The organism is Liquorilactobacillus oeni DSM 19972 (assembly GCF_001436275.1).
Classification (GTDB): domain Bacteria; phylum Bacillota; class Bacilli; order Lactobacillales; family Lactobacillaceae; genus Liquorilactobacillus; species Liquorilactobacillus oeni.
Map to the genome: position 1 here is coordinate 186471 of NZ_AZEH01000025.1, position 26943 is coordinate 213413.

31 protein-coding genes are annotated in these 26943 nt (G+C 38.9%); 6 read left to right on the forward strand and 25 right to left on the reverse strand.

What is annotated here, in order from left to right; genetic code table 11:
- Window positions 1-14: 14 nt before the first annotated feature.
- The 18 genes from FD46_RS03710 to flgB all read right to left on the reverse strand — a co-directional run bounded on the left by FD46_RS03710 (window position 15) and on the right by flgB (window position 12464).
- Window positions 15-767 carry a flagellar biosynthetic protein FliR gene (locus FD46_RS03710; RefSeq protein WP_057895840.1) on the reverse strand — a complete coding sequence of 251 codons (753 nt, stop codon included), beginning with the start codon at window positions 765-767 and terminating at the stop codon, window positions 15-17.
- Window positions 768-777: 10 nt separating this feature from the next.
- Window positions 778-1041 (reverse strand): flagellar biosynthesis protein FliQ, encoded by a 264-nt coding sequence (fliQ, locus tag FD46_RS03715; RefSeq protein ID WP_057895841.1) that lies wholly within the window; start codon window positions 1039-1041, stop codon window positions 778-780.
- A 15-nt stretch (window positions 1042-1056) separates the two neighbouring features.
- Window positions 1057-1770 carry a flagellar type III secretion system pore protein FliP gene (gene fliP / locus FD46_RS03720; RefSeq protein WP_235805552.1) on the reverse strand — a complete coding sequence of 238 codons (714 nt, stop codon included), beginning with the start codon at window positions 1768-1770 and terminating at the stop codon, window positions 1057-1059.
- 56 nt (window positions 1771-1826) lie between these two features.
- The gene (locus FD46_RS03725) at window positions 1827-2183 is read right to left on the reverse strand and encodes a flagellar biosynthetic protein FliO (protein ID WP_057895843.1); all 357 of its coding nucleotides are present in this window, start codon (window positions 2181-2183) and stop codon (window positions 1827-1829) included.
- Window positions 2184-2200: 17 nt separating this feature from the next.
- Window positions 2201-2680, reverse strand: a complete 480-nt coding sequence (locus FD46_RS03730; protein WP_057895844.1) for a flagellar basal body-associated FliL family protein — start codon at window positions 2678-2680, stop codon at window positions 2201-2203.
- 11 nt (window positions 2681-2691) lie between these two features.
- Window positions 2692-2919 (reverse strand): flagellar FlbD family protein, encoded by a 228-nt coding sequence (locus tag FD46_RS03735; protein ID WP_420805339.1) that lies wholly within the window; start codon window positions 2917-2919, stop codon window positions 2692-2694.
- A gap of 46 nt (window positions 2920-2965) precedes the next feature.
- The gene (locus FD46_RS03740; RefSeq protein WP_057895845.1) at window positions 2966-3853 is read right to left on the reverse strand and encodes a flagellar hook-basal body complex protein; all 888 of its coding nucleotides are present in this window, start codon (window positions 3851-3853) and stop codon (window positions 2966-2968) included.
- Window positions 3854-3925: 72 nt separating this feature from the next.
- The gene (locus FD46_RS03745) at window positions 3926-4255 is read right to left on the reverse strand and encodes a flagellar protein (RefSeq protein WP_338040980.1); all 330 of its coding nucleotides are present in this window, start codon (window positions 4253-4255) and stop codon (window positions 3926-3928) included.
- 29 nt (window positions 4256-4284) lie between these two features.
- Window positions 4285-4710 carry a flagellar hook capping FlgD N-terminal domain-containing protein gene (locus FD46_RS03750; RefSeq protein ID WP_157047085.1) on the reverse strand — a complete coding sequence of 142 codons (426 nt, stop codon included), beginning with the start codon at window positions 4708-4710 and terminating at the stop codon, window positions 4285-4287.
- Between the two features lie 15 nt (window positions 4711-4725).
- Complete coding sequence (locus tag FD46_RS03755; protein ID WP_057895847.1) at window positions 4726-6171, reverse strand: flagellar hook-length control protein FliK; 1446 nt, start codon at window positions 6169-6171, stop codon at window positions 4726-4728.
- Between the two features lie 16 nt (window positions 6172-6187).
- A complete protein-coding gene (locus tag FD46_RS03760; protein WP_057895848.1) occupies window positions 6188-6607 on the reverse strand; it encodes a flagellar FliJ family protein in 420 nt (139 codons plus the stop codon).
- A gap of 21 nt (window positions 6608-6628) precedes the next feature.
- Window positions 6629-7975: a flagellar protein export ATPase FliI gene (gene fliI / locus FD46_RS03765; RefSeq protein ID WP_057895849.1), complete on the reverse strand. Its 1347-nt coding sequence runs from the start codon at window positions 7973-7975 to the stop codon at window positions 6629-6631.
- Window positions 7972-8697, reverse strand: a complete 726-nt coding sequence (locus FD46_RS03770) for a FliH/SctL family protein (RefSeq protein ID WP_057895850.1) — start codon at window positions 8695-8697, stop codon at window positions 7972-7974. Before FD46_RS03770 ends, fliI begins: the two co-directional genes overlap by 4 nt.
- The gene (fliG, locus tag FD46_RS03775) at window positions 8681-9685 is read right to left on the reverse strand and encodes a flagellar motor switch protein FliG (protein ID WP_057895851.1); all 1005 of its coding nucleotides are present in this window, start codon (window positions 9683-9685) and stop codon (window positions 8681-8683) included. Before fliG ends, FD46_RS03770 begins: the two co-directional genes overlap by 17 nt.
- Before the next feature lie 16 nt (window positions 9686-9701).
- Window positions 9702-11297 (reverse strand): flagellar basal-body MS-ring/collar protein FliF, encoded by a 1596-nt coding sequence (gene fliF / locus FD46_RS03780; RefSeq protein WP_235805549.1) that lies wholly within the window; start codon window positions 11295-11297, stop codon window positions 9702-9704.
- 29 nt (window positions 11298-11326) lie between these two features.
- Entirely contained in the window at window positions 11327-11638 is a 312-nt protein-coding gene (gene fliE / locus FD46_RS03785; protein WP_057895852.1) for a flagellar hook-basal body complex protein FliE, read from the reverse strand.
- A 14-nt stretch (window positions 11639-11652) separates the two neighbouring features.
- Entirely contained in the window at window positions 11653-12090 is a 438-nt protein-coding gene (gene flgC / locus FD46_RS03790; RefSeq protein ID WP_057895853.1) for a flagellar basal body rod protein FlgC, read from the reverse strand.
- A gap of 17 nt (window positions 12091-12107) precedes the next feature.
- Window positions 12108-12464: a flagellar basal body rod protein FlgB gene (gene flgB / locus FD46_RS03795; RefSeq protein WP_057895854.1), complete on the reverse strand. Its 357-nt coding sequence runs from the start codon at window positions 12462-12464 to the stop codon at window positions 12108-12110.
- Between the two features lie 469 nt (window positions 12465-12933).
- Here flgB and motA point away from each other — a divergent pair, with 469 nt between their 5' ends.
- Window positions 12934-13713, forward strand: coding sequence for a flagellar motor stator protein MotA (motA, locus tag FD46_RS03800; RefSeq protein ID WP_057895855.1), 780 nt, complete (start codon window positions 12934-12936; stop codon window positions 13711-13713).
- A gap of 1 nt (window position 13714) precedes the next feature.
- Window positions 13715-14500, forward strand: coding sequence for an OmpA family protein (locus FD46_RS03805; protein ID WP_057895856.1), 786 nt, complete (start codon window positions 13715-13717; stop codon window positions 14498-14500).
- Between the two features lie 618 nt (window positions 14501-15118).
- Here FD46_RS03805 and FD46_RS03810 read toward each other — a convergent pair.
- The 7 genes from FD46_RS03810 to FD46_RS03840 all read right to left on the reverse strand — a co-directional run bounded on the left by FD46_RS03810 (window position 15119) and on the right by FD46_RS03840 (window position 23263).
- Window positions 15119-17179 (reverse strand): methyl-accepting chemotaxis protein, encoded by a 2061-nt coding sequence (locus tag FD46_RS03810; RefSeq protein ID WP_057895857.1) that lies wholly within the window; start codon window positions 17177-17179, stop codon window positions 15119-15121.
- Window positions 17180-17430: 251 nt separating this feature from the next.
- Window positions 17431-18276: an NAD(P)H-binding protein gene (locus FD46_RS03815; RefSeq protein WP_057895858.1), complete on the reverse strand. Its 846-nt coding sequence runs from the start codon at window positions 18274-18276 to the stop codon at window positions 17431-17433.
- Window positions 18277-18409: 133 nt separating this feature from the next.
- Complete coding sequence (locus tag FD46_RS03820) at window positions 18410-19726, reverse strand: MFS transporter (RefSeq protein WP_057895859.1); 1317 nt, start codon at window positions 19724-19726, stop codon at window positions 18410-18412.
- Between the two features lie 18 nt (window positions 19727-19744).
- Window positions 19745-20251 carry a DUF1440 domain-containing protein gene (locus FD46_RS03825; RefSeq protein WP_057895860.1) on the reverse strand — a complete coding sequence of 169 codons (507 nt, stop codon included), beginning with the start codon at window positions 20249-20251 and terminating at the stop codon, window positions 19745-19747.
- Window positions 20252-20333: 82 nt separating this feature from the next.
- Entirely contained in the window at window positions 20334-20924 is a 591-nt protein-coding gene (locus tag FD46_RS03830) for a uracil-DNA glycosylase family protein (protein WP_057895861.1), read from the reverse strand.
- 99 nt (window positions 20925-21023) lie between these two features.
- On the reverse strand, window positions 21024-21956 hold the full coding sequence (gene rihA / locus FD46_RS03835) for a pyrimidine-specific ribonucleoside hydrolase RihA (protein ID WP_187329017.1): 933 nt from the start codon (window positions 21954-21956) through the stop codon (window positions 21024-21026).
- 191 nt (window positions 21957-22147) lie between these two features.
- Complete coding sequence (locus FD46_RS03840; protein WP_057895863.1) at window positions 22148-23263, reverse strand: glycosyltransferase; 1116 nt, start codon at window positions 23261-23263, stop codon at window positions 22148-22150.
- A 382-nt stretch (window positions 23264-23645) separates the two neighbouring features.
- Between FD46_RS03840 and FD46_RS03845 the strand changes: the two genes are divergently transcribed.
- From FD46_RS03845 to FD46_RS03860, 4 genes are all read left to right on the forward strand, one after another.
- Complete coding sequence (locus FD46_RS03845; protein WP_057895864.1) at window positions 23646-24302, forward strand: HD domain-containing protein; 657 nt, start codon at window positions 23646-23648, stop codon at window positions 24300-24302.
- Between the two features lie 176 nt (window positions 24303-24478).
- On the forward strand, window positions 24479-25351 hold the full coding sequence (locus FD46_RS03850) for a metal ABC transporter solute-binding protein (protein ID WP_057895865.1): 873 nt from the start codon (window positions 24479-24481) through the stop codon (window positions 25349-25351).
- A 12-nt stretch (window positions 25352-25363) separates the two neighbouring features.
- Window positions 25364-26032 (forward strand): metal ABC transporter ATP-binding protein, encoded by a 669-nt coding sequence (locus FD46_RS03855; protein ID WP_057895866.1) that lies wholly within the window; start codon window positions 25364-25366, stop codon window positions 26030-26032.
- Window positions 26019-26843, forward strand: coding sequence for a metal ABC transporter permease (locus FD46_RS03860; RefSeq protein WP_057895867.1), 825 nt, complete (start codon window positions 26019-26021; stop codon window positions 26841-26843). Before FD46_RS03855 ends, FD46_RS03860 begins: the two co-directional genes overlap by 14 nt.
- The last annotated feature ends 100 nt before the right edge of the window (window positions 26844-26943 follow it).

Sequence of the window (26943 nt, forward strand, 5' to 3'; positions counted from 1 at the left end):
TCCGTTCAACTCCATTACCTAGATGCTTTAACAAAATCCAAAACATTCGAAATTCCGCCTGCAATGTTATTTGCCAAAAAATCGAGAAGATTAGGAAGCACCAGCAAAATTAAAAGAACAGCAACTGCAGTTTTGATGGATAAACTCAGCATTAAAACATTAATCTGCGGAATGGAGCGCGAGATCACTCCTAAAACAATATCAATCACTAAAACTGCGATAACTAAAGGAGCAGCAAGGCTAAGAGACATCGCAACTGTTTTTCCAAACAGCTGCACAACGCCCTCAACTGTTGAGCCCTTAAGAACGGCGGTACCAAGAGGTACAATCCGAAAAGATTCCATAATACCCAAAATCAGCTGGTGATGCAGATTGAGCATGAAAAATACAGCCAGCGTCAACCAATAGTACAGTCTTCCAAACTGAGAAGCGGAAACTTCCATCGTAGTATCGTATGCTTGTGCCATCGAGAATCCAACCTGAAAGTCAATCATTGCACCCGCCATCATGACACCATTAAAAACAAGCTGGCTAAGATAACCCATTGCCAAACCGAATAAAATTTCTTTAAGAGCTACAATTCCAAAGAGAAGCAAAGAACTAATCTCTTTGAACCCGCTGACTGCAGGATATGCAGCAATTACAAGGCTTCCTCCAACCACTATCTTTGCGAGATTAGGAAAACCGCGTTGAGAAAAAACAGGGCTGATGGCCATAAAAGAAGCAATCCGGCATAAAAGAAGGGCCCCTAATTCTACTGCAACCATCTTTTACACCTCACAGCTTTGCTATCATTCTAAAAATTGATTTTGTGAACTCCAAGAGAATAGTCAGCATAAAATTACCAGCTAATACCATCGTCGCGAAGATCGCGATCAGTTTAGGCACAAAGCTCAAGGTCTGTTCCTGAATCTGAGTAGTGGCCTGAAAAACACTGATTATCAGCCCAACAATCATTGCCATTCCGACAGCCGGCCCAGCAATCAATATAATACGAATGAAAGCATCGCGGATTACCTGTAATACAACTTCAACTGACATGTCCTTCCCAACTTTCTAATAAAAACTTTTGATCAAAGACTCAACCAATAGGTACCAACCGTCTACCATTACAAAAAGCAAAATCTTAAACGGCAGCGAGATCATAACAGGAGAAAGCATCACCATCCCCATTGACATCAAGATGCTTGAAACTACCATATCAATAATCAAAAATGGAATGAATAGTAGAAATCCGATACTGAATGCTGTTCTTAACTCGCTGATAATAAAAGCAGGAGTAATAACTGTCAGTGGAATGGTTTTATACGTCTTGTAATTATGCTTATCTTTAGCAACATCTAAAAACAGCTGAATGTCTTTTTTTCTAGTCTGCTTATACATAAACTGCTTAAGCCGATTTTCTGAACGCGTAAAAACCTGCTGTTGTGTGATTTCTTGCCTGTTATATGGCTTGATTGCATCTTGGTAAATATCCGAATAAACTGGCCTCATTGTAAAGAAGGTTAAGAAAAGGGCAAGCCCAAGCAGTACTTGATTGGGCGGGTTCTGTTGCGTCCCCAAAGCACTCCTAGCAAAGGAAAGAACCATAATAATTCTGGTAAACGAAGTAGTCATCACTAATAAAATAGGTGCTACAGACAAAACAGTCAGTAATAAAAAGGTATTAACAGTGCTGTCCGATCCAGAACCATTGCTTAAAAGATTATTAACTGTCGATGTAATATCATTAGTAGTTACTGCTAACGTGATGCTTGGAAAAAAGAACATTTTCCAAAAAACGAAATTGATTCCAGCAACTACGAGTACACTTTTTTTCTTTCTGCTCATTTCTGCTTCCTGTCCCCCTGCAATCTGGCAAGTGTTTCTTTTAATATCACCGAGAAATCACTTCTCTTTGCGGTTGGCTTTTCAAGCGAGTCCAAAAAGACAGCAGCCTCTTCTTCAGATAATTCTTTGATAATCTGATTTTGCTGTTCCGAAAAGCTCATTACATAATATTTATTGATAATCTGCACAATTCCAAGAGAAGAGGTTTTACTGACTGCAATTTTTTGCAGAATCCGAAAAGAAGCATTACGCTGATTAGAATACCGGTTAAGAACTTTAAGCGAGATGTTAATTAAATAAATGATGACGATCAGAAAGATGATCGTTTTAAAAACTGAAAAATAAATATTCATTTTCTGATCCTCTTTGTTTATTGAATGACAAGGTCCGTAATAAATACCTGCTGAACAATTTTTTCACCATAAGCACGATTAATCGCATCTTTTAAATCGTTTTTTAGTTTAGGAATACTATCTGCCGCGCCTAAAATATCACTTGCTTTTTTTTGGTGAACAACATTGATTACACTATCACGTACAAGTGCAATATTTTTAGTAAGCTTGCTGCTGTCATCCTCATTTGCAACAAGCACCGAAAGCGACAGCTGCACATACTGCTGTTCATTTGCATTATCCGGCGAAAGGTTTATTAAAAACTTCTTAACCGCAACAATTTTTTGCTTTTTAGAAATTGTAACAGAATGCTTTGCTGCCGCCTCTGAAGTCGGAGAATTAAAAAGCTTTGCTGCAACATAAGCCCCCCCAATACTTCCTCCGACTACAAAAATTAAGATAACCGGAATCAGTACCAGCCAATTAATACCCTTTTTATTTGACTCTTCTTTTGCCATATTACCCAGCTCTACCCCCTTTTTTCCTGCTCACTGGTCAGCCCCAAAATATCCTGATAGGTTTTTTTGCGATATTCAATAATCAGCTCAACAATTGATGCCGCAGAGTTTTCAACGACTAAAGTTCTCCCGTTTGTAAGTGTAATAATAGTATCTGGAGTTTCTTCAATACGGTAAATCAAATCCGGATTTAAATAAAAGGTTCTCTTGTCCATTGAAAGTAATTTGATCATAGCCATTTTCACCCCTTAACAAAATACTGGTTTACAGTAGACATATCTTATTTTATGAACGCTTCAGGTTAACTAGTTCTTGGAGCATTTCATCTGATGTCGTAATCGTACGGGCATTTGCTTGATATGCTCTGTTAGCGATGATCATTTCCGTAAATTCATTTGAAAGATCAACATTTGACATTTCAAGTTCCCCGGCCTGCAAAGTACCTGTTCCAGCTTCTCCAGGATTTGAAATAATGGCTGCACCTGAATTACCAGACACTTCGTAATTATTACCACCAACTTTTTGCAAACCTTCTGGATTATTGAAAGTAGCTAATGAAAGCTGCCCCATCACAAAATTTTGACTGCCGTACTTAGCTGTTACAAGACCATTTTGATCAACCGACATTGAATCATACTGCAGTGTATTTCCGCCAACCGTAATCTGACTAGGAATATTAATCTTTTGTAAACTTCCCTGTGCTGAGAGAACTGAATTTGTATCCAAGCCATCTGTATATTCTGTTGGTGTGTTTGCTGCTCTGCCCATTACCGGCATTCCGGCACTATTAGTCAGCGCCCCGGTACTGTCACGCAGAAATGCACCATCACGCGTATAATAGTCGCCGCCATTATTGTTTTGTACAACAAAATAGCCGCCGCCATTAATGTAAAAGTCAAGTGCTCGTCCAGTTGATTGGGGAGCTCCTGCTGTTGTAATAGTATCAACAGAGCCGGTCTGGACCCCCAGACCAATTTGCTTAGCATTGACACCGCCGCTGCCATTACCAGGTGCAGAAGCCGTACTGGTTGTTTGGCTAATCAGATCTTCAAAAACGACTCTGCCAGATTTGAAACCCATTGTGTTAACATTGGCAATGTTATTAGAAACAACATCCATTTTGGTTTGGAGATTTTTCATTCCGCTGACTCCTGAGTAAAGTGATCTTAACATTGTTACTCCTCCTTATATATGCAGCTCCTTCATTCGTTCCGAAACTGCTTGGCTTCCATAAAGGTCCAGCCATTATTTAATAAATTTAGTACTGTCAATATTAGTAATTGTACTGATTTCTCCCATATTCATTGCCGTAATAATTGTACGGTTATGTACATTGGCAATCAGCCCCATATCTTTGTACAACAGCAAGGACTCTCGGCTTCCCTTTTGCTTAAGTTCTGTTATCGCTTTTGAAATCTGCGCAAAATCTCCGGCCTGCAAGTTCAAGTGTCTGTCATCCAATCTTTTTTGAGCGTGATTTGAAAGCTTGATGTTATTTTTCTTAGCCGTAAGAGTCTTTGAAAAAAGCTGCTGTTTTGAACTATCAGTTTCAACTTTTTTAGGCACCGATGCCATATGAGAATCAGCTGAAGCAATCTGTGTTATCATTGTCCAACTTCCGATAAAGCGCTCATCTTATACTCATTTCCATTAACCACCAGCGTTGCAAAACCGTTAGCAAATCTTACTTTGTCGACTTTTCCAGCTACAGACTGGCCATTATCATTCAGTGTGACCTGTTTCCCTAAAAGAGAGTAAGCTTGCTGTTGCTGCATTGCCATTACCGAAGTTGTCAGTTCTTTGCCCATATTATTAAGCTGATCAAGTGTAGTAAACTGTGCTAATTGAGAAACATAGTCAGTGCTGCTCCCGCTTCCGGACGAACTGCTGTCCATTGACGGATTTTGCATCGAAGCTGCCATAATCTTTAAAAAGTCATCCATTGAAACTGACGAAGAGTTTTTTTCCGTAGTATCATACATATTCGAAGTTGCAATTCCTGGAAATGCATCTGAAATTCCGTAATCCATCTGGTTCCTCCTTAATTAAGCTAAGATACTAATAATATTTTTGTGATATTCTTGATCGTCTTGCTGTTTTACTTCTTCAACGCTTTCTTTAGAGGAACCATAACGAATCGCATGCTGTTGCGCAAAATTTCTACGCTGATTATGCTCAAACGTGCCCTGCTCCATCGAAGAAGATTGAAAAGAAAGTGCCTCGCTAGGTGCAGCAGGTGTTTCTACTTTATTGACAGTTCCCAAATCCTGATCATTAAGAATCTTTTCGAAACGTGGCGTCAGTCCTTCCAGCATTTGTTTTGCATGGGCTGTTTCAACTTTGAACTGCAATTGTACCTGCTGCTCTGAAACTTTAAACATGACCTTGACTTTGCCCAGATTTTCAGGCTGCAGCTGCAAGACAACCTGTCTGCTGTCGTTTGAAGATGAAACTGTTTTGAAATTTGCTGTAAGAACTGAAGCTGCTTTAACAAAAGCATTCTTTCTTTCAATCGGACCAGCTGATTCCATTTGTTTTTCAGTTACCAGCTGCAGCTTCCCGCTTGGAATTTCATGAATCTCAGGCACAATAGCAACATTGCCGGAATTGTCTGCTCCCTGCTCACCAGCAGCGTCGATCATAGTGGTTGAAACAGCAGCTTTGGTCTCAGATAGCAGGCTCTTTTTCTGTGCCTTCGGTAAAGCCAATTTTGAAACTTGAATCCCATCTTTTACGGTTTCAAGTTGGTCGTCAGCTACCTTGGGGTCATCTTTTCTAACGCTGAATGCCACTGTTTTTGCTGCTTCCTGTGTCGCTTTCACACTTTCTTTTATAGGCTTTAAAACAGCTGTTTCTGTTTTCAAAGGAACTGTCTTTTTATTTTCCTTAAGAGCAGTTTCAGTTTTTACATCTTTAACATCCGCTTGTTTTCCTTGTTGAACTCCAACAACAATTTTGGACCCTTTTATATTTTTTTGTTCTGTTGCTATTTTTTGAAAAATTTCGGGTGATCCGATAGCTCGCAACCCTTTTGTGTGCTCTTCTTCATCCTTTTGTTTGGAAGCAGCAATACCCGTAGTTTTCTTTGTTGAGTCTATACTTTTATCTTCTTGAACCTTTTGCTTGTCTTGAGATTCAACAGCCGGCCATTGAATTAAGACAGCTTCTGCAGGGAAAAACTCGGGTGTTGGATTTTTCTTCTTTTTACTGTCAACCTTTATTTTCAAAACAGCCGCTTCTGTCTTCTTTTTATCCTTGACTGCTGAGCTTTTGGGAGTGTCTTGAGCGGCATCATCTGTCCCAGTATCTTGAGACGTTGAATCTGCAGGATCTTCGGAAATTACAGCTTCTTTTTTCGTATTTTTTAAAGAATCTCCCTTTTGCTTCAATGAATGTGCGAATTGTGCTTTGTTTTCCTTATGGTTCATGCTGTTTAAATTACTTTTTGTTTTCACAAAACTTGAAATGCCAGCTTCTTTAATCCTTTCCATACGTTTTCACCTCCTTTCAAATAATCTTTTTTCGATTTGCCATCTCATCTAATTGAATCTGTTCCTGCCTTTTGACCAGCTGCAAATATTCTTCTTCTTGCTTTTCTTCAAGCTTTTCTAGCACTTTTCTTTCACGCTGTGCTTTGACTAATTCATTCATTTTAACTTCGCTTTTTGTTTTAAGTTCCAACTCAGCATTTTTAAGCAATGTAACTCTTTGATCCAGCCCCAGCAGGTATCTTCTTTGTATCTGCATTCTTCCAATTGTCTGTTCAGTAACATTCATCAAGCTGCCCTTTTCCTTCAGCAATTTCCGAATATCGCTTTCTTTTCCTTGAACTTCAGAGCGTAAAAGAAGGTATTGCTGCCTAATTTTCTGTTCGTTTTGTTTACGATATTCCAGAATGCTTTCTAACGAAAACTTGAAATTTTTCATCTTTCATCCCCTTCTTCTTGGTCAATTTCTTTGAATATTTACCGCTTCATTTTCACTAAAAAGGCTGTGCAATTTTTCTTGGGTCTGTTTTAAGTCCGAATATTCAGCAACTTGCTGCTGTAAAAAGCTAGCAATTGGATGGTGCAAAGAAACGGCGTAGTCAATAAGTGCGTTCGACCCGGCTTTATATGCTCCAATATCGATCAGATCTTTTGCATCGTTATACACCGACATATTTTGCCGCAATTCACTCGCATCATGTGCCTGCTGTTCGCTAACCAATGATTTCATCAATCGGCTCAGGCTGTCTTTGATGGAAATGGCAGGATAGTGATCTTGACCTGCTATTTTACGTGAAAGGACTATGTGACCGTCAAGAATCCCTCTTACTGCATCCGCAATCGGTTCATTCATATCATCGCCTTCAACCAGCACCGTATAGAAGGCAGTAATCGAGCCTTTATCAGACATCCCGCTGCGTTCCAGTAATTTAGGCAATGCGGCAAACACCGAAGGAGTATAACCCTTTGTAGTCGGCGGTTCTCCGGTTGAAAGCCCGATTTCTCTTTGAGCCATCGCAAAGCGCGTTACCGAATCCATCATCAGAACTACTTTTTTACCTTGATCGCGGTAATACTCTGCAATCGCGGTGGCAACATGTGCGCCTTTGAGTCTTACCAGAGGAGGCATATCAGAGGTTGCACAAACGACAACTGATTTTTTATAGCCCTCTTCTCCCAAGTCTTTTTCAATAAATTCACGAACTTCACGTCCACGCTCGCCAATCAGCCCAATCACAATTACATCTGCTTCACAGTACTTGGCAATCATTCCCAGCAGCGTACTTTTCCCAACTCCGCTGCCCGCAAAAACACCAATACGCTGTCCTTCCCCGACTGTTAGCAGCCCATCAATCGCCCGGACCCCCGTGCTCATAATGCGGTTGATTTTTTTACGTTGAAAAGGGTCAGGAGAATCCTGCATGACAGGATAATCGCTTAATTTCTCGCTTTCCAGCTGTCCATCAAGCGGACGCCCCAGTCCATCGAGTGTGTGCCCTAAAAGGCTATCTCCGACTTTAACTGTCAAGGAACGACCGGTTGCCTTGACAAGAGAACCCGGTCCAATGCCTTCCATTTCATCAAGAGGCATTAATAAGACAGTTCTTTTTATGAATCCGACGACTTCAGCTAAGGCAATCCTTGCATCTCGCTTTATTTGGACCTCGCAGATTTCACCCATGAACACATCTAGGCCTTCAACTTGAATAGTTAAACCGACAATTTGGCTAACTTTACCGTAAGAAGTAAAAAAATCATGTTTCTTAGCTTTATCAAGACATTGCTCTAACGGAACTGTAAATTTCATAGGCACTCCTTTTTAAACTGCAATAAAAATTTATGCAGCTCTTCTTGCAATGCCAGTGTCTCGAATGATTCATTTGACTCTACCGTCACTTCATAAGGTGATAGCCGTTGATCATCCAGTATCAGGTACCTCAAATTCAAAGTTTCTTTTTTCTTTTTTTCCATCCGAGCTGTAAGTACTTCATGATACTTTTCATGTGCTCGAATTGTAATTACCTGATCAGGTTTCTCTAGTTTGAATAGAATCGGCTCAAGCAGGGAAAGAAGCTCTGCAGGTTTGTCATCTATTTTATGTTGTAAAATAACTTCAGCCATTTCAATCGCAAATGAAACAACCTCGTTTTGTTTTTCGTTCACATATCGCTTAACTTCTGCACCAGCATTTTCAAAGTTCTGTTTAGCTTGCTGTTCAATCACAGCTGCCAGTTGCTCACCTTTTTCTTTACCGTCCTGGTAGCCTTGATCATAGCCTTCCTTCAAACCGGCCTGCCGCGCCGCCTCTTTGATCTTTGTACCCTCATTTTGAGCATCAGCAATGATTTTTTGCTTAAGTGTTTCAAAACTTTTTTTATGTACTTTATATGCTTGTCCATCAATTTCCGGCTCATCGACTGAAAGAAGCGAACTATGCGGTAAACTAACTGACTTAGTAACAATCGCCTTTGGTTTTTTAGCAGAAGTAATCGTTGTTTGTTTTACAAGATTGTTATTGGATAACTTCATCTTGGTCGCCTCTTTCAATGTAGATCTCGCCGCTTTCATCAAGCTTTCTGATTACACCAACGATGCGTTGCTGTGCCTCTTCAACTGCAGATAAGCGTGTTGGTCCCATAAACTCGAGCTGTTCTTTGAGGTTGTCGACTGCACGTGCAGACAGATTTTCAAAAATAAAGTCTTTGATTGCATCTGTTGTCCCTTTAAGTGCCAGAACAAGGTCATCATTTTGAACATCACGTAAAACTTTTTGAACATCCAGTTTTTCAAGAGTCGTGATGTCTTCGAATGTAAAGAGCCCAGCCTTGACTTCATTTGATAGCTCAGGCTGCCTTTTTTCAAGATCCGATAAAATATTCTTTTCAGTACTGCGGCTTGCAGAATTTAAGATTTTAACCAGAGAATGTACCCCACCGATACTTTCAGATTTATCATCCACAAAGTTAGAGAATTTGTTCTCGATAACTTTTTCAATTTTTTCGATTACTAAAGGAGATACGCTTGTAATTGTTCCTATCCTTTCAGCAACGTCAACTTGAAAGTCATTTGGAAATTGCGACAAGATATCTGCTGCTTTTTCCGGCTGGATATAACACATAATCATCGCAACTGTTTGCGGATGTTCATCCACAAGAACATTTGCCAACTGCAATGTATCTGCTTTACGTGCAATTTGAAAAGGGCGTTCACGAAACTGAATCTGATTGAGCAGATCAATAATTTCCTTTGCCTTTTGCGGACCCAGAGCCTGACGCAGCAGATCCCTTGCATAATCGATACCGCCATCCAGAACATACTGTCTGGCTTTAGCTGTGTTAACAAATTCTTCCAGCACGTTATCTCTTTGTTCAGGGTTTACAAAATCAGTATTAGCAATTTCGTAACTAACCTTTTGAATAAAGTTATCGGGAAGCAGTTTCATGATTTTTGAAGAAGTTTCTGCTCCCAGCGATATTAATAGCACTGCTGCCTTTTTAGCTCCGTCAAGTGAATCCATTTGCTTTCCTCCCTCACTACTTTTCTTTCATCCACGTCTTCAGCAAATCAGCAACCATTTCAGGATGTTCTTTGGCAAAGTCTTTCGCCTTTTCACTTGCTTCATCCTTTTTCTTAGGTGCCCCATTCCCCTTTGACTCGGATTTTTTAGGCTCTGTCCTTGCAGCTGCTGCTTCTTGATCTTCATTTGCTTGTTGTACCGGTCTTGGTGTTAAAGGTTGTTGAGTCTTTTTTGGTCTTGGTACAGTACTTTGTGTAACGTCCATCTCGTAATCCTCATCTTCATCTCGACGACGCAGTTTCAAAATAGTAAAGACGATTACACTGATGAGGGCAATTGCCCCGACTGCGGAAACTACATATAGCCAAAGATTGCTTTTCTTTTCTTTTTTCTTCGTTGTCGAACTTTTGCTGGTAGGGTTTTTAGCAAAGTCTATCCCTTGAATGGTCAAGCTGTCTCCTCTGCCTTGATCAAACCCTATGGCCGTCTGTACAAGATTGCGGATCTGATCTTGATTGTCTTGCGATAGGTCTCCATTAATAAGTACCGAACTGGTCATCCTTTTAATCGAGCCTGGTGCACTGATTATTTTGGTAGTTTCAGTATCAAGTTCATTGTTGACCGTTCGGCTTGTGGAACCGGTGTTTGTGCTGCTGCTTGCTGCTGTAGTATTCGAAGCGTTGTTATCTGTTTCTCCTGTTTGAGTTCCTTCATTACCGGTCGTTTGCTCATTTTCACTTCGGATTTTCGGGTTATTATAAGTTGTCATCTTGCGTTCAATTGAATCAAAATTAAGATCAAGATTAATTGAGACCTGAATTTTACTAGAACCATAAATCGGCTGTAATAATTTTTTCACCTTATCAGTCAGCATCTTTTCGTATGCTTTTTGGATTCCCATATACTTAGTACTGTTCCCATCCACTTGGCTATCTTCATTTCCTGAACCCGAAAGAACATTGCCTTGGCTGTCAACAACCTTTACATCCTGTTGACTGAGATTTTCGACTGAACCGGCTGCCAAAGCTGTAATGCCTTGAACAGCCTGTGTAGAAATTCCCGTTCCTTTTAGCGTTAAAACAATTGAGGCCTTTGCTTTTTTACTGCTGTCGCTGTCATCGAATACGCTTTGTTTGGGCATAACCAGCATGACTTTTGCTTTTTGCACCTCATTGAGTGATTCGATAGCCCGTTCCAGTTCTCCCGTTACCGCACGCTGGTACATCACTTTTCGATCCTCATCCGTGGTCATCACGCTTGTATTATCGAACAGTTCAAAACCTGTAGAACTGCTTGGTAATTTATTGTCTACAGCCATGTCGATTCTGGTCTGATCCACTTTATCTTTTGCGACCATCACTGTTTTGCCGTTATCAGTCAGCTTATAGGGAACTTTTTCGTTTTCAAGTTCTTGTGTGACACTGCCTGCATCAGCATCGCTAAGGTCCGTGAATAAAACACCGTATTGGACTCTGGTATTCATGTAAATTACGATTCCTATGACCGCTATCAAACTAATAAAAGCCAGCAGCCACGAAATTCTGCTGAGCCTGCTTTGTGCTTGCCACCTGTCCTTGATGCTTGCTAAATTATCCTTCATTTTTTCTAACACTTACATATTTCCCCCAACCAAGCGCTCATCTAAAACTGCATATTTTTAACATCGTTATAAGCATCAAGACACTTATTACGAACTTGCACTGCAGTTTGCAAAGAAAGCTGTGCCTCAGTCATTTTAACCATAACGTCGCCTAAATTGTTTTCCTTGCCGTTAACCATATCCTCAGTGCTTTGATTCATTACATTGATGTTTTGATTCAATCCTGAAATTGCATCATTTACATAAGAGCTGAAAGATTTTTGGGAGCTGCTCGTTGTATCTTGCAAACCTGTTGCTTTTTGAAGTGCACTTTGATAATTATTTATTCCGGAAATATCAGTTAATCCGTCCATAACGCCGTCTCCTATCAGTTTTTAGAAATTTCTAAAGCATTTTTCAAAATCGTTTTATTCATTTCTGCAGCAGAGGAATTTGCCTCATAAGTCCGCATCGCTTGAATCATATCAACCATTTCATCTGCCATATTAACGTTTGAGGTCCTTACATATCCATTCTGATCAGCGTCAGGATTGGTAGGATCATAACTGGTTTTTTCGGTATTATCTGTTTGAATTCCGGTCACTTTTACACCATAACTTGTTTGCCCGCCCAGACTTAATTTTCCTGAACCAGCCTGCGTGTTCTTCAAACTTTCGCTAAACTGAACCGTTTTACGCTTGTACGGTCCTCCTTCTGGTGTTCTTGTAGTATTAACATTCGCGATATTTGTTGAAATAGTGTCCAATTTCAGCCTCTCTAAAGCCAAACCGCTCGCGTTAATCTCAAGTCCATTAAAAATTCCCATCCTGCCACCTTACCCTTCTAGTGCTCAAGTACATAATTCAGCATCTGATACCGACCATTCAGCTGTGAAACAAGCGCGTTATAGTAAAGCCCGTTCGTTGACTGGTTAACCATCTCTACATCAAGATCCACATTATTTCCATTCTGCTTTACGGCTGTCGTATCATTCGTTACTACTGCCGAACCGGCAGCAGCCGTATTCATATGCGTTTTATGAGTTGTAGTCATTCCCAATGCTGTATTCAGCTGATCAGAAAACGCAATTCTTTTAGCCTTATAGTTAGCAGTATTAACATTCGCAATATTGCTTGAAATAAGTTCTGAACGTTGTGCAGAAACATCTAAAGCTTGTTTTAGCATGTTATAAGTTTCCATAGAGCATCTCCTAAACATAAAAAAATAAATATATATAATACGGGTATTTAATTTTTTGTAAAGAACTTAAGCTTATTTAAATATATCCTGATATACGGATTATACTTGAAATAAATTTCATTTTCAACGCTATAAGTGCTATTATGGCGGGAGTTATGAAAAAATACATAAATTTTACATTCCATAATTAAGGAGCTATTATTTCCAGAAAAACATCATCTGGTTTATTATATTAGTTATTTCAAAATAAAAAATGATTTTTATACTAATACTAGTATAAATGTTTTATTATATTACTCATAAAAACTATTTATCATATTCAATATTCAGTTAAACTTTTATTTCATCCTCTTTTGTCGACAAAAATGTTTTTGGGAGTTTGCTATCCTTACTTAATTAACCCAGAATAATTACCGATATAAAAATTAGCAGCCTTTAAGGAGCTGCCTAATCCTTAGGAGGAATAAAAATGGATCTTATCTTATTTTTAGGTATTTTGCTGGGAATCATTTCCATCACTGTCGGAATGGTTCTTAAGGGTGCTAGTATAGCTGTCTTAGTCAATCCCGAAGCAATGCTTGTTATTTTTGTAGGAATTATCGCGGCTGTGATTAATAGTTATCCGGTAAAAGAGCTGAAACGAATTCCCAAAATTTTACGGGTCTTGATCAAAAATGAAAGTTATGACTACGAAGAAGCCATCAAAAAAATTGTTGAAATGTCTAATATTGCCAGACGAGATGGTCTATTAGCACTTGAAAATCACGTACATGACCTAGACAATCCTTTTTTGCGTGAAGGCCTAGAAATGGTTATCGACGGAATTGATGCTGAACAGATCCGTGAAATCATGGAAAATGAAATCGATAGTCTTGAACAGCGCCATCGTAACGGAGCAGGAATTTTTAAAACAGCAGGAACTACATCCCCTACATTAGGTGTATTAGGCGCAGTGATCGGTCTGATAGGTGCTTTAGGCAACTTAAATAACATTACAGCCCTTGGAAAATCAATTTCTTCCGCATTTGTAGCTACTTTGTTTGGAATTTTCTTTGGTTATGTACTGTTGATCCCTTTCAGCTCCCGTTTACTTTCAAAATCTGAACAAGAAGTTCAGCTGTTTACTTTGATATTAGAGGGAGTACTTGCAATCCAAGCCGGCAATCCTTCCAATACAATTGAAAAAAAACTGTACAGTCTCATTGACCAAAAACCAGGTGATAAAGAAGATAACCAAGAGGAGGATTAATATGCGCAAAAGAAAACGAACCGAAGACCACACAGATGAAGGCTGGCTGCTTCCTTATTCCGATATGCTGACCTTACTGCTTGCACTCTTCATCGTTTTATTTGCTATGACCAAGGTCGATGGAAAAAAATTTCAAGAATTCAAATCCGAATTTGGTACTATTTTATCCACCCATTCAACCGGAGACGGCAAGGCAATCCTTTCAACACAGCAAGAACAAAGTTCCAATAAGAGTGCAGTTATTAAGCCTAAAGCTTTATCGGCTGCACAGCAAAGTGAAAAAGAAGAACAAACACAGCAAAAAATTGAAAATACTCATCTGCAGCAAATCAAATCCCAGCTGCAGGATAATCTAAAAGCAGCCGGGCTGACTAGCAATGTTAAGGTTGCTTTGCAAGGCGATGGTCTTCACATCACCATGGACAGCAGTATACTATTCGACTCAGGGAGCGCCGAACTGGACAATGATATAAAAAATAATCTCAATTCCCTATCGAATCCATTGCGGATGGTTAGCGGAAATCCTATTATTATTACTGGTTATACAGATAATGTACCTATACGAAAAAGTGCTGTTTATAAATCAAATTGGGAGCTCAGCTCTGCACGCGCAATTTCTGTTATGAATTATTTCGTTGCCAATAACGTCTTCAATCAGCAAGATGTCTCAATACAAGCATTTGCTGAAAACCACCCTAAAGAATCTAATGCAACTGCTGCAGGACGTGCAAAAAACCGTCGTGTTGAAATTTTAATTCAGCGTATTTATAGTACAAAACAAAATTAATTTTTTAAAAGATTCCCACAGTTTAATGGTCAAGTTGCTTTTCATTCGGTGGCAATAAATGACCCTCTTTTTTTTTTACAAAAAATTAAAGCTCCAAAAACCTTTTCAGAATTATTTTCATTCTCTTTCCCTCTCCTTTGTATCATAATCATTCAAGTAAACATCAACCTGCCAAAATTACTTCCATGATTTTTAAAATTTTTTAGTTTTTCATCCCTATCATAGTCAGGAAACAATTTAATTTTTCCTCAGCAACTATTCAATCAATGAAAAACTGGTTGCTGCTTTTGAGCATTATTAACCATTCAAGACCAAGAAGATGTTAGCAGAAACTTATACCTTCTTGCCTCATTAAAAATGCATACTATTCAGACCATTTAACTGGCTGTTGTTTTCTTTTCAGCTCTAACTGCTCACTTTAAAGCCTTCATACTTATTTATTGAGTATTAGCTGCAAACCGCTCATAGTCTAGGCTTAACTATGGATAATTCTTGGTTAAGCGGAAAGAACTGTTATTGAAAGACGTTAATTCGCTCACTACAAAATAAAGCTGGGGTTGGATCAAATGTTATATTTCGACCCAACTCCAGCTTTATTTTTATTAACTTTTAAACTGCTTAGTTATTTTTTTCAACCGTAAAGTTATTAGTATGCTGTTTCAAATTATTTGCAGCATTTCTTAAATCAGCAATATTATTGGTGAATTCATCCATAGTTGCAAGAACTTCTTCTGAATTTGCCGAAACTTCTTCTGTACCAGCAGCATTTTCTTCTGTCGAAGCCGAAACATTTTCTAAGTTTGCCAAAATGCTTGCTTGGATCGTTTCAACCTTCTTGCTTGCCTTTTCAACTTGATGAATGTCTTGAATCAGCTGTGTATTTTTTTCAAAAACCTGCTGCGAAGAAACACCGACTCTTTGTAACAATTTTGATTGTTCCTTTCCACCAGCAACCGAATCATCAGTTTGTTGAACCATCTGTGTTGATTCGTTTGTAATTTCCTTAATAAGTTTTTCAATTTCTTTAGTGGAGGTTTTTGTCTGTTCAGAAAGTTTCCTGATTTCAGTTGCAACAACCGCAAATCCTTTACCTGCTTCTCCAGCGCTGGCAGCTTCTATCGATGCATTCAGTGCTAACAGGTTGGTCTTATGTGAGATTCCATTGATTACGCTTAAGATCTTATAGATTCCTTGAACATTTTCATTGAGAGCACCCATTCCCTTATTCAGTTCCCCCATTTTAGCAAGCTCATTATCCCAGTTTGAGCGAACTTGTCCAGCAATATCAATGTTTTCTTGATTAAGTTCAGTTGCCTCCTTAGAACGACTCGTCATTTCCGCAGCATTCGTACTAAGCCGATTAATTATCTTCAGCAGATCCTGCAGCTGGTCAACACTTTTTTCAGTCTCTTGTGCTTGCGAGCCAGTAACTTCTGCAATACCAGTAATCGTCTGTGCGACTTCTTCTGTTGCCTTGTTGGTTTGTTTTCCCAGTTCCAGCAAAGAATCTGATTTATCGGCAACTGTATATGATTCCTGCTTAACCTTTCCGATTAATTCACTAATAGAAGCAATCATTCTGTTATACTGTGCCACAATCTGATTGATCTCGTTTCCTTTCATATCAGGAGTAAGCATTTTGACAGCAATATTTTTTATATCAAACTTTTTGCTGCTCTTTGGAACCTTAATAGTAGTCAATTGTCCTTCACTTGAAAGCTTGAAAGAGTGATTCAGATGATTCATCAGAATGCGGATCAGTTTTGCAATCAGGACAATTAAAAGTGCTCCCAGTAAGAGCGTGATCAGTACTACTAGAATGGTTGTTTTCAGAAGTGAATCTAATTCCTCTTTTAAATCATTCTTTTTAACACTTGAAAAAGCCCAGGCTGTGCTGCCATTGTTTACCTTATTATAATAAATTTTGTCAACACCGTTGCTTCCATCCAAAGCAACAGTACCGGAAATACTCTTTGCATTTTTAATTTTTTTGAAAAGTTTTGTTTTTACAATGTCCTGCCCGACTTCAAGTCCATTTGTATTAGAAACACCATTTGTTGCAATTATGTTTCCAGAACTCGAAACTAGCGATGCACTTCCCGTGCGCCCAACTTTAAGTGCCATTGCAGTATTTTGGATGTCAGTGTAAGAGATATCAATGCATAAAACACCAGATTGACCTCGATTATTATGTACAGACACTGCTGCTGTTGTGACGTATTCACCGCTTGTCACATCCTTATAAGGTTGTGTCCAATAAATTGTGCCGCTACCGGCAACTGCTCCTTTGTACCAATCACGCGTACGAGGGTCAAAACCATTCGGTAATTTTTGAAACGTAACTATTTTACCTTTTGAAGTTGCAAAAGCTATTTGCTTGATATTTGAATTCCCCTGTTTGGCGGCCTCCAGTGTATTCCTGATGCTTTTTTCCTTAAAAGAGTTTTCAAATACTGGTAGTCCAGCCAAATCTTTTAGCTGTTTTTCTGCCGCTGAATAGACACTTTGTTTAGAAGCCAGCAAAACATTAACCGCACTTTGTTTATTAATATCATTGCGTAATATTAATAACCTTTTAGTGTTGATATAGGAACTTGAAACAATTATCAAAATAGGAACTACAATAACTATTACTAAGGTAATCGCCACCATATTAACAATACTTCTTTTGCTTTTCATAAAAATCCTCCCCAAACTGCTGCCGTAATAAAAAATGAGTAAAGACAACGCCTGATAAACTCATTTATTCAATTACATAACCCTTTAAATCGGCGGATTTAGGAATAATTTAAGTTCTATGCTTAAATAAAGCTGCCCTTAGCTTATAAAACAATCAAATTCAAATTATGGTTAAAGTATATAAAAAACCTGAAAAAGCAATTATATCTTGATTGCTAGTTTTCAGGCTCTTTTTAAATTCAAAATGTATTTTAAAGTTCTTTTATTGCATCCTCCAAAGGAGTTAATTCACGACCTAAGACTTCTGAAAGATCGCTGGAATCTTCTTCCAGCTGACCATTTCTGATTAAAGTTTGAATCATAATAATCGCAGGTGCAGCCGCTCCTAAACCTTCTTCTTCGAGTGCTTTAAGATATTCTTGATCCGAGAGTTCCTCAATTTTAAAGTTCTTTGTGCTAGTTGCTTTAAGTTTCCTTGCCAAATCCTCAAATGAAAGCGAAGGGCCTGCAAACTCATAAACTTTTTGAGGCTTGGAGCTTATTAGGACCTTAACGGCTCCTTCTGCATATTCGCGTTCAAGAGCCCAGCCAACTTTCCCTCTGACCGCAGAAAAACGGAAAGTTTTACCTGCAAGCGCTCCTTTGATCAAACCGGCTTGATTTTCCAAATACCAGTTATTACGCAAAAATACATAATTAAGACCGGCTTTTTTCAGGTATTCTTCTGTAATTTTGTGATCTGCAGACAATGGGTTATCAGCAGTTTCAGCATGCGGAAAGCTTGTGTAAGCTACAAGATCTATGTGTGCTTTTTCTGCTGCTTTCACAACGTTCAAATGCTGATCAGCCCGCGGATATTCTTTATTTGGAATTGAAGAAATAAATAATAGCCGGTTAATTCCTGTAAATGCCTCGAAAAGGCTCCTAGGATCAGTGTAGTCTGCTTTTCGTACTTCAATTCCTGCAGGCAGTACTCTTTTTGCTTTTTCCAAATTACGGGCAAATGCAACGATCTTATCTTTTCCTACCGATTTAATCAAAAGTTCAATTGCTTTACGCCCAAACTTCCCTGTAGAAGCTGTCACTCCATATTTCATATTCTAAGAACTCCTTTCATCCAATTAATGTTACAAAAAAAGTAACACCAAAAATTGCAGAAACCAATTATTTTTTTCTGCCAAGAACGCTTCATTTTTAAAGCTGCTGTATTATGAAAACAAAATAAAAAAATTAAGAAGCAGTCTCTTGCATTGTTTCTTCATTATAAAAACTGAGGGCCAACATCATTAACCCATAAATCAGCAGCGGAATCCATACGTAATTAAGATTAATAATATGCAGCGTCTGTGCATTCTGCACCCCGTTTGGAACATAGCCCGACAGGTGGAATAATCCACCAGTAATAAGCCCGCCAATTCCTAAACCAAGGTTAACTCCAAAATCGTCTGTAGCAGCCAAAAGTCCTTCAGCCTGGATCCCCAAAGACATGCCGTAACGAATGGTATCGGCAATCATAATCGAAACAAGTCCTACGATAATTCCATGACCGAGTGAATTAATCAAGATCCCTGCCAGTAAAAGCCATAATGCATCACTATAGACTCCAAAAGCGATGATCACTTGACCTCCAAAAGCAATCAGCATGCCCGTAAACATCGTTTGTTTTTTCTTTAGTGTATTTGTTAAATACATAATTAAAAGGACACCAATCAGGGAAGAAAACATAAACCCATTCGCCAATGGTACTAAGTCTTTAGCGTGTAACGTGTATTTAAAATAATAAATCATCGTTTGGTTCTTAACAGCTGTTACCAGCCAGAACAAAAAAATGACAATTGAGATAGTAATCCATGGACGATTTTTTCTTAGCATTTGTAAAACCTTACGCAACGGTTGGTGCGAAATTTCTTTGCGGGTAAACCTTTCCCTAATATGAAAGAAGGTATTTAAAATGAGCACAAGCGAAATTATCCCAAATAAAACAATAGTCAGCAAAAAACCTTGGCGCCTATCCCCCTGTCCAAAAAAAGCAACCAATGGAAGAGTAAAAACACCAACAATAATTTGAACAGAACTGCCGCAGAATTGACGGATAACTCCCAAAAGTGTCAATTCCCGTTCGTTTTGCGTCATTGTGGGCAATACCGATGTAATCGGCGAATTAACTGCCGTATAGAAAAATCCGAGTCCCAAGTACGTAAAGTAAGCCCAGACCAGTTTCCCTTGAGCCGAAAAATCAGGGGTTACAAACGTTAAAATTGCAAAAGCCACGTACGGCAATGCATACCAAAGAAAAAAAGGTCTGCTTTTGCCAAACCGAGAGTGTGTATGATCAATCATAAAGCCTATTAAAATACTCTCAAGGACATCAGCAACCCGGGCAACCACGAACAAAATTGCAACATTTCCGGCACTCAAACCATAAACATCTGTGTAAAAATAAAGAAGGTACGTCGTCATTACCTGAAAAATCAAATTATCAGCGGCATCACTCATTCCGTAACTAATCCGTTCCGGCCATTTTGTTTGCCATTTTTTTTCTTTCACTGCAGCACCCCCCTGTATCTAGTTAATTTTTTTATCTTCTTCAGCCCTTAACTCCTCAATTACTACGTGGTTAACCCACATCCAGGCCATGTGCCCTAAAGCCTCAGAAACATGTTCTTCAAGCGGCTGATCCTTTGCTGCTGGTACAGTTTTCATCTTAGGCATTAACATCAGATGAGTAGCAGCCCAAACACTTGTGCCAAAGACCGTACCATGACCGGCTTTAATAACTGGTAAATAGTGTCCTGCAACACTGTAGAACATTCCAAAAGTAGCTGAAAAGCCAAAATGAATAATAAAACTGGCCCATGGCATCTGATGCCCTGAATAGGTATATGTCGAATGTGTTATTTTACGAGGAATACCCAATTGCTGCATAAACTTTTGAGGAGGATTGGTGGCTTCTCTTTCTGGAGTACGCGGCGGCAACAGCGTTTCCCAGCCAAGCTTGACAAATCCAGATACAATTCCGGCCACACTGCCGATTACAAGTGCATCTTTTACATTAAAATTATCTTTTTTCATTTTCCTTTCTCCCTTCAAAATACCTCAATCAGTTTATTCTAATTAGCAAAAATTTACCAGCAAACGAACCTTTGCCAAAGCTTTAATTCTCATCCATAATCCGCTGAACTCTTTTTTGAAGTTCAGGAACAACAAGCTGTTCAAACCATGAATTGCGTTTCAGCCAGATCCCGTTTAATGCAGATGGATGAACTATTGGAAAATACTTAGGCAAGTATGCTTCATAAGCATGAACTACTTCGGTCAAACGGACGGAGCCTTTCAGCCCCAGATATTTTCGCTGTGCATAATTTCCTACAAGAATTGTCAACTTAATATTCGGCATTTCTTTTAACAGCTGCGGATGCCATTTAGCAGCAAACTCAGAACGCGGAGGAAGATCTCCGTGTTTACCCTTCCCAGGATAATAAAAATCCATCGGTAAAACTGCAATTTTGCCCGATTCATAAAACTGTCTATCAGTGACATCCAGCCATTTACGTAATCTGATGCCGCTTTGATCATTCCAAACCTTCTTTGTATTCTGTGCTTTCTTGCCTGGCGCTTGGCCCACTATCAAGATTTTAGCTGCCGGATTTGCATAATAAAGCGGATCAATTCCCTCTTTAGTATAACTGCTGTTTTGCGGATCATTTTTGATACTATCAAAAAGCCGTTTCAATTTTTCTTCCAAACAAAACGCCTCCTGTAAAGATAAATACTCCTCCTATTAGCAGACTTAACATTCTAAAATGGTCTTTATCAAAAATTAAAACATGCAACTTTTATTTTTTTAGAACTTTTTGATACTTTCTACTATAAGTTCCACAAAAGATGTACGATCAACTTTGGTCAAAACACTCGTATTTTGCGGTTTATGCAATAAATCCCAGCGGTCTACCACTGTTTGACCGCGAGTTAATTCCCCACGGGTTTCTACATCAACGTGCCATCGCTGTTCTTCAAAGTACTCTGGATGCAACAGCCATGCAATTGTACACGGATCATGGAGCGGAATACCTTTAAAACCCCATTTTTCTTGTTCATAAAAAGTCCCGTAAAAGTCAAGCTGTCCTGCTACACTGCGAGCTACAGCGTTATCGATTTTTCTGATTCTATCAATCTCTGCAGGATAAATTTGTGCCTGATATGTAACGTCCAATCCAGCCATAACTAGGGGAATACCGGCATTAAAAACAATTTTTGCAGCTTCTGGATCTACCGCAATATTGAATTCTGAAACAGGGGTAAAATTGCCATAATTCATTCCACCGCCCATGCACACAATCTGCTTAATCTTTGTTTTCAATTGCGGATAAATTTGTAGAAAAAGTGCAATGTTAGTCATTGGTCCAGTAACAACTAGCGTAACCGGTTTCTTTTCCCTTTTCAGTACCTCAGCAATCAGCTGTACTGCAGGCATCTTTTGCGGAGCAAACCCTGGATCCGGTAAAATTGCACCATCCAAGCCTGTTTTCCCGTGAACATCATCAGCAATTATTAATTCTTGCAACAGCGGTTTTTGGTTTCCTGAGGCAACCGGAACATCGCTTCTATTTAATAGTGTGAGAACACGCATAGCATTATTCAAAGTCTTATCAGGGGTTTGATTGCCTGCCGAAGTAGTAACAGCCAGCAATTTCAGTTCAGAAGCTGCAGCAGCCATTATCAAAGCAATCGCGTCATCTTGCCCCGGATCGCAATCCATTATAATCTTTTCCAACAAAAATCCCTCCTTAAGAATGTTCTGTGAGTTATAGTTTAACATATAAATACAGATAAAAACCGGTCCCCGAATCAGTCATTTTCTAGACTAATTTATAGAAGACCGGATACAAAACAGCTATTTTTTTCATCATATTTATTTTTAACCTTTATTTTGTGATTCAATCACTTTAATTAATGGGTTCGTTTATCCTAGATGTTTATACTGACCCTTTTTTTATTTCCTACAATCACCGGCAGCCAGCGTGCCACAACCATCTCTGGTGCAAAATGTTTTACCCGTTCAAGCGACCTTGCTGAGTAGTACCGTCGTAAAAAGCGGCTTCTTGTTAATTTGTCCAAAACACGTACAAAATCAGCAACATCTTGGGGCTTTGTCATAATTCCATAACGATTTTCATGTAAGAACTCTGCTGCTCCGGTATTTGCCATTGCAATTATCGGCAAACCAAAGCCCATCGCTTCTCCCATTACCAGGGGCATTCCTTCCCAGCGTGAGGTTGAAACAAAGATCGAGGCACTTTCATAGTGGCTTTGCAAAGCTTCATCCTTAAGCGCACCACGATAAATTATCTTATCCTCTACTCCATATTTACTGATTAAAGACCTGAAGCGTGCCATATCTTCAGCAGCCCCGCTGCCGGCAATTGCGATCTTCCAGTCTTCCTTCAGTGAACGTGCAGCTTCAAGTAGCAGATCAACTCCCTTGTGCTGAATTGCTATCCGTCCAGTAAAGGCTATTATATGACTATTTAAATCTGCCCTTTTTTCCGGCAACAATGTTAACGGATTATATATTTTTACCGTGTGTTTGTTGAATTGCCTGTACTTCTCATGATCAAACTCTGTCAGAACAACCACTGTATCTGCGGCTTCAAGCCCCTTTTCAAATTCTGTGAGCATTGCCGAATAGTATTTCGTTGTATAGATATCATAATTATTATGCATCCATGCAATCACATTTACATTAGGAGCTTTCTCCTTAATAAAAGGAGCAAAACTTGTCAAAAGCCCTGCCGGTAAAATTACACAATCATAATCATTTTCAATAATATACGCACAAAGATCGCTAATCTGATCAGCATAATGTTCATAGGGGTCATTGCCGAAGTAGTTCAAAACCTCACTTGAAATCGGTCTCTTAGCAACTATTAATGGTGCTTCTAAAGTATAGTAAGGTTTCGTTTCACCAAGTGAATAGTACACAACGTCCATCTGCTTGCGTTTGTTTAATTCATTTCCCAAAACAGTGGCAGCACGTTTGACGCCATCCATCACTACATTTTCTAAAGTTATCAAAACTTTCATAAGCTTCGCTGGTTTCCATTTGAAAAGCAGCTGCCCCCTTTCTTTTTTGACACTTCACATCCTTCTAGGAAACTATAAAAATTTAGAATAAGCATAAAAAGCTTACCTATCTGCTTCCTTGAACAAAATTGTAGCATAGAAAATAAAATTCCAGAAGCAAAATGCATTGTAATTCATAATTAGAAACAAATTAGATCAATATTAATCCATACTATTACTGCTGCAATAGGAAATCATGGCTAACAACTTTCTTTATTTCACAAAAAAAGGGTAAACATTCTATGGATGTGAATATATATGCATTATTTTGCTGCTGAATCCCAAAGTTATTTCTGCTATACTTTTTAAGAATAAGTTTTCGTAATAATAAGGGAGTGTACTTGTGAAAAGAGATAATCAGTTATTCGCCGTACATAATTTTGCAAAGAGACAACTTGGCTCTGATCGTTCAGGACATGGATTCGATCATATAGAACGTGTCGTTAATATGGCTAAAAAAATATTAACAAAAGAAAATGCAGATCCGCTCATTACTCTAAGTGCAGCTTATTTACATGATGTTTCTGATGAAAAACTGTTTGACGACCCCGAAGAGCAGGGACAATTGATTCTTCGTCTTCTGACGGAACATGCATTTTCTCCGGCTCAGATCGAAGAGATTACTGCCATCATTAAAAATCTGTCTTTCAGTAAAACACTGAATAATAAAACGCAGAGGCTGTCGCTTGCAGGACAAATCGTACAAGACGCTGATAGGCTTGATGCTATTGGAGCCATTGGAATCACACGCGCAATTTATTATGGAGGAAAACACGCAGAAACCATCTACGATCCAAACATTGCCCCTAGAGAAAAGATGACAAAAGAAGAATACCGCAACTTAGATAATGAAACAATCATTAATCATTTTTATGAAAAACTGCTTAAACTCAAAGATATGATGAATACAAAAACAGCAAAAAAGATTGCTGCTGGCCGTCAGAAAATAATGCTGGATTACCTTAACCAGTTCAAGGCTGAATGGTCCGCAGAAAAATAGGAAAAGCAGTAAAGCGTAATTAAACTTCGTAAGTTACCGATAATAACGCAGTTCTTTTTTATCAAAAATAGTAATAATTACGCTTTAATGCCAAAAATCGACTTGACAGTGACCGTTAATTTAGCTAACATTCCAAATTGTAATCATTACTACTTTTGATAAAAATGGAGGAGTCTATGAAAAAGGCCAGTTATTTTTTAGCAATACTTATTTTAAGCTTATTTCTAACAAGCTGCAGCAATAGTTCTAAAAACACCTCTCAAAAGGACAGCATCAAAGTTGTGACAACAACTGATTTTTATGGTGAAGTTGCGCGAGCAGTTTTGGGCAGCCATGGCCAAGTGACCTCAATCATAAACAACCCGAATATTGATCCGCATGACTATGAACCAACTACAAAAACAGCTAAAGAAGTTTCTAAGGCTGATCTACTTATCTATAATGGTATTGGATATGACAGCTGGGCTAAAAAACTTGGCGGTTCAAAAAAGATTGCTGTCGGTGAAGATATTATGAAGAAAAAAGATGGAGATAATGAACATCTTTGGTATAACAGCAAAACAATCCCCAAGATGGCTGATTACTTAGCAACTTACTATGGTAAGCTCGATCCCGCACATAAGCAGTCCTACCGTAAAAATGCCCGAAAATATATCGCCAGCCTTGACGGACTTACAAAGTTAACAGCCCAAATCAAACAAAATAGCGGCAATAAACCCGTAGACGTGAGTGAACCTGTTTTTGACTATGCTCTAGCAGATATGGGTTATCGTGTTAACAATAACCACTTTGCGGATTCAGTTGAAAAGGGAACTGATCCTTCACCCAGTGATATTCGAAAAATGCAGACTGACATTACACAGCATAAAATTGCTTTTTTTGTCAGGAACACACAGGCTGAGGACAAAGTAGTAACCAACCTCGTTGCCCTGTGTAAAAAAAATAATGTTCCTGTAGTTAACATTACCGAAACATTGCCTGCACATAAAAATTATTTTAACTGGATGAAATCACAATACCAGCAAGTCTTAAACATACAAAAAAGGTGAGCGTTGATACTAATGAAAACAATACTCGAAGTAAAAAATCTCAACCTGCGTGTTCCTGAAAAACAATTATTTACAAACCTCAGTTTCAGTATCCCTGCTAACCGGTTAACATGTATGACAGGTGAAAATGGAGTTGGTAAAACTACACTGGCAAAGCATCTATTAAAATCTGCTGGAAAAGATAATGCTCATGTTGAGTTTGCCGTTAAAAGAACACAGATCCAGTATGTGCCGCAGCTGCGTAATATTGATGATGACTTTCCTTTGAGTGTTCATGATTTTGTTGCACTGGGACTGAAAAGATCACGCTTCTTGTGGTACAGCAAGGCTGAACGTCAACTCTTAAAAAGGGTATTAGCAGATACCCACTTGAATAAGATTCAAAAAGAAGCCCTTGGTGCGGCTTCTGGTGGAGAAAAGCAGCGTGCTTTTTTGGCACAGGCTCTTTGTGCTGAACCCCGGCTGTTGATTCTTGACGAGGCCACAGCTAGTTTAGATAAAGATGCAAAGCATAAGTTGCTGAAACTGATTAGCAATTTAATCGCGGAAAAAAAGATTACCGTCCTTTTTATCACGCACGATGCTGAATTGGTAGAAAAGTATGCCGACTATGAATTACTGCTGTCAGCTCAACAAGGAAAATTAATTAACCGGAGGCGAGATACCCATGCTGCAGTTTGATTTTATGCGTTATGCTTTTTTAGCTGGAATTTTTATTTCTATAATTTGCGGTTTAATGGGAACTTTTGTGGTCGCACGGCAAACATCCTTTTTCACACATACCCTTTCTGAAATTGGTTTTTCAGGAGCTGCATTTGGTATTTTTATCGGTATAAGTCCTCTTTTAGGAATGATTATCTTTACAATGGCCAGCGGACTTTTTATTGGAATCTCCGGCGATCGCCTCAGCCGGCGTGAAGCATCTATCAGCCTTTTTTCAGGAATTTTTATTGGGCTCGGAATTCTCTTCCTTTCGCTTTCAAACAAACAGTCTAATTATGCTACAAACATTCTTTTCGGCAGCATCGTCGGGATCAATATTGATAATCTTTATTCACTGATTTTCCTCAGCATTTTAATAATTATTGTAGTAGCCCTTTTATTTCGACAGCTTGCCTATAACTCTTTTGATGTTATCGGCTCAGAGTTTAACCAACGTCATAATCTGTTGATCTCAATCGCCTTTTTGTGCCTTTTAGCACTAACAATCAGTATTACCGCGCAAATTATCGGTTCGCTGTTGATCTTTGTGCTTTTAACGATCCCAGCTTCAGCAGCAAAGTATCTCTCTACGTCCTTATGGAAAATGATTATACTGACTACGGGATTTTGCCTTTTAGGAATTTGGCTGGGGCTTTATCTCGCCTATGTCACTGATTGGCCTGTCAGTTTCTTCATTACTATAATTGAGGCCCTCATTTATGGAGCAGCTCTGTCTTACCATTATCTCAAAGGCAAGAGTGGCGCCCGCACAGCTGGCAGCAAAGTTTAGTAAAGATTATCGAAGAACAGCTGAACGAATTTTAATTTCTTTTTATCATAACCACCCGTCTAACGGGTGGTTTGCTCCAGGGCTATAAGCCCTATGTATC

What these genes read in the sequence shown, in the direction of transcription:
- FD46_RS03710 (WP_057895840.1), bottom strand. Translation starts at nt 767, where the DNA reads ATGGTTGCAGTAGAATTAGGGGCCCTTCTTTTATGCCGGATTGCTTCT.
- fliQ (WP_057895841.1), bottom strand. Translation starts at nt 1,041, where the DNA reads ATGTCAGTTGAAGTTGTATTACAGGTAATCCGCGATGCTTTCATTCGT.
- fliP (WP_235805552.1), bottom strand. Translation starts at nt 1,770, where the DNA reads ATGTTCTTTTTTCCAAGCATCACGTTAGCAGTAACTACTAATGATATT.
- FD46_RS03725 (WP_057895843.1), bottom strand. Translation starts at nt 2,183, where the DNA reads ATGAATATTTATTTTTCAGTTTTTAAAACGATCATCTTTCTGATCGTC.
- FD46_RS03730 (WP_057895844.1), bottom strand. Translation starts at nt 2,680, where the DNA reads ATGGCAAAAGAAGAGTCAAATAAAAAGGGTATTAATTGGCTGGTACTG.
- FD46_RS03735 (WP_420805339.1), bottom strand. Translation starts at nt 2,919, where the DNA reads ATGGCTATGATCAAATTACTTTCAATGGACAAGAGAACCTTTTATTTA.
- FD46_RS03740 (WP_057895845.1), bottom strand. Translation starts at nt 3,853, where the DNA reads ATGTTAAGATCACTTTACTCAGGAGTCAGCGGAATGAAAAATCTCCAA.
- FD46_RS03745 (WP_338040980.1), bottom strand. Translation starts at nt 4,255, where the DNA reads ATGGCATCGGTGCCTAAAAAAGTTGAAACTGATAGTTCAAAACAGCAG.
- FD46_RS03750 (WP_157047085.1), bottom strand. Translation starts at nt 4,710, where the DNA reads ATGGATTACGGAATTTCAGATGCATTTCCAGGAATTGCAACTTCGAAT.
- FD46_RS03755 (WP_057895847.1), bottom strand. Translation starts at nt 6,171, where the DNA reads ATGGAAAGGATTAAAGAAGCTGGCATTTCAAGTTTTGTGAAAACAAAA.
- FD46_RS03760 (WP_057895848.1), bottom strand. Translation starts at nt 6,607, where the DNA reads ATGAAAAATTTCAAGTTTTCGTTAGAAAGCATTCTGGAATATCGTAAA.
- fliI (WP_057895849.1), bottom strand. Translation starts at nt 7,975, where the DNA reads ATGAAATTTACAGTTCCGTTAGAGCAATGTCTTGATAAAGCTAAGAAA.
- FD46_RS03770 (WP_057895850.1), bottom strand. Translation starts at nt 8,697, where the DNA reads ATGAAGTTATCCAATAACAATCTTGTAAAACAAACAACGATTACTTCT.
- fliG (WP_057895851.1), bottom strand. Translation starts at nt 9,685, where the DNA reads ATGGATTCACTTGACGGAGCTAAAAAGGCAGCAGTGCTATTAATATCG.
- fliE (WP_057895852.1), bottom strand. Translation starts at nt 11,638, where the DNA reads ATGGACGGATTAACTGATATTTCCGGAATAAATAATTATCAAAGTGCA.
- flgC (WP_057895853.1), bottom strand. Translation starts at nt 12,090, where the DNA reads ATGGGAATTTTTAATGGACTTGAGATTAACGCGAGCGGTTTGGCTTTA.
- flgB (WP_057895854.1), bottom strand. Translation starts at nt 12,464, where the DNA reads ATGGAAACTTATAACATGCTAAAACAAGCTTTAGATGTTTCTGCACAA.
- motA (WP_057895855.1), top strand. Translation starts at nt 12,934, where the DNA reads ATGGATCTTATCTTATTTTTAGGTATTTTGCTGGGAATCATTTCCATC.
- FD46_RS03805 (WP_057895856.1), top strand. Translation starts at nt 13,715, where the DNA reads ATGCGCAAAAGAAAACGAACCGAAGACCACACAGATGAAGGCTGGCTG.
- FD46_RS03810 (WP_057895857.1), bottom strand. Translation starts at nt 17,179, where the DNA reads ATGAAAAGCAAAAGAAGTATTGTTAATATGGTGGCGATTACCTTAGTA.
- FD46_RS03815 (WP_057895858.1), bottom strand. Translation starts at nt 18,276, where the DNA reads ATGAAATATGGAGTGACAGCTTCTACAGGGAAGTTTGGGCGTAAAGCA.
- FD46_RS03825 (WP_057895860.1), bottom strand. Translation starts at nt 20,251, where the DNA reads ATGAAAAAAGATAATTTTAATGTAAAAGATGCACTTGTAATCGGCAGT.
- FD46_RS03840 (WP_057895863.1), bottom strand. Translation starts at nt 23,263, where the DNA reads ATGAAAGTTTTGATAACTTTAGAAAATGTAGTGATGGATGGCGTCAAA.
- FD46_RS03850 (WP_057895865.1), top strand. Translation starts at nt 24,479, where the DNA reads ATGAAAAAGGCCAGTTATTTTTTAGCAATACTTATTTTAAGCTTATTT.
- FD46_RS03855 (WP_057895866.1), top strand. Translation starts at nt 25,364, where the DNA reads ATGAAAACAATACTCGAAGTAAAAAATCTCAACCTGCGTGTTCCTGAA.
- FD46_RS03860 (WP_057895867.1), top strand. Translation starts at nt 26,019, where the DNA reads ATGCTGCAGTTTGATTTTATGCGTTATGCTTTTTTAGCTGGAATTTTT.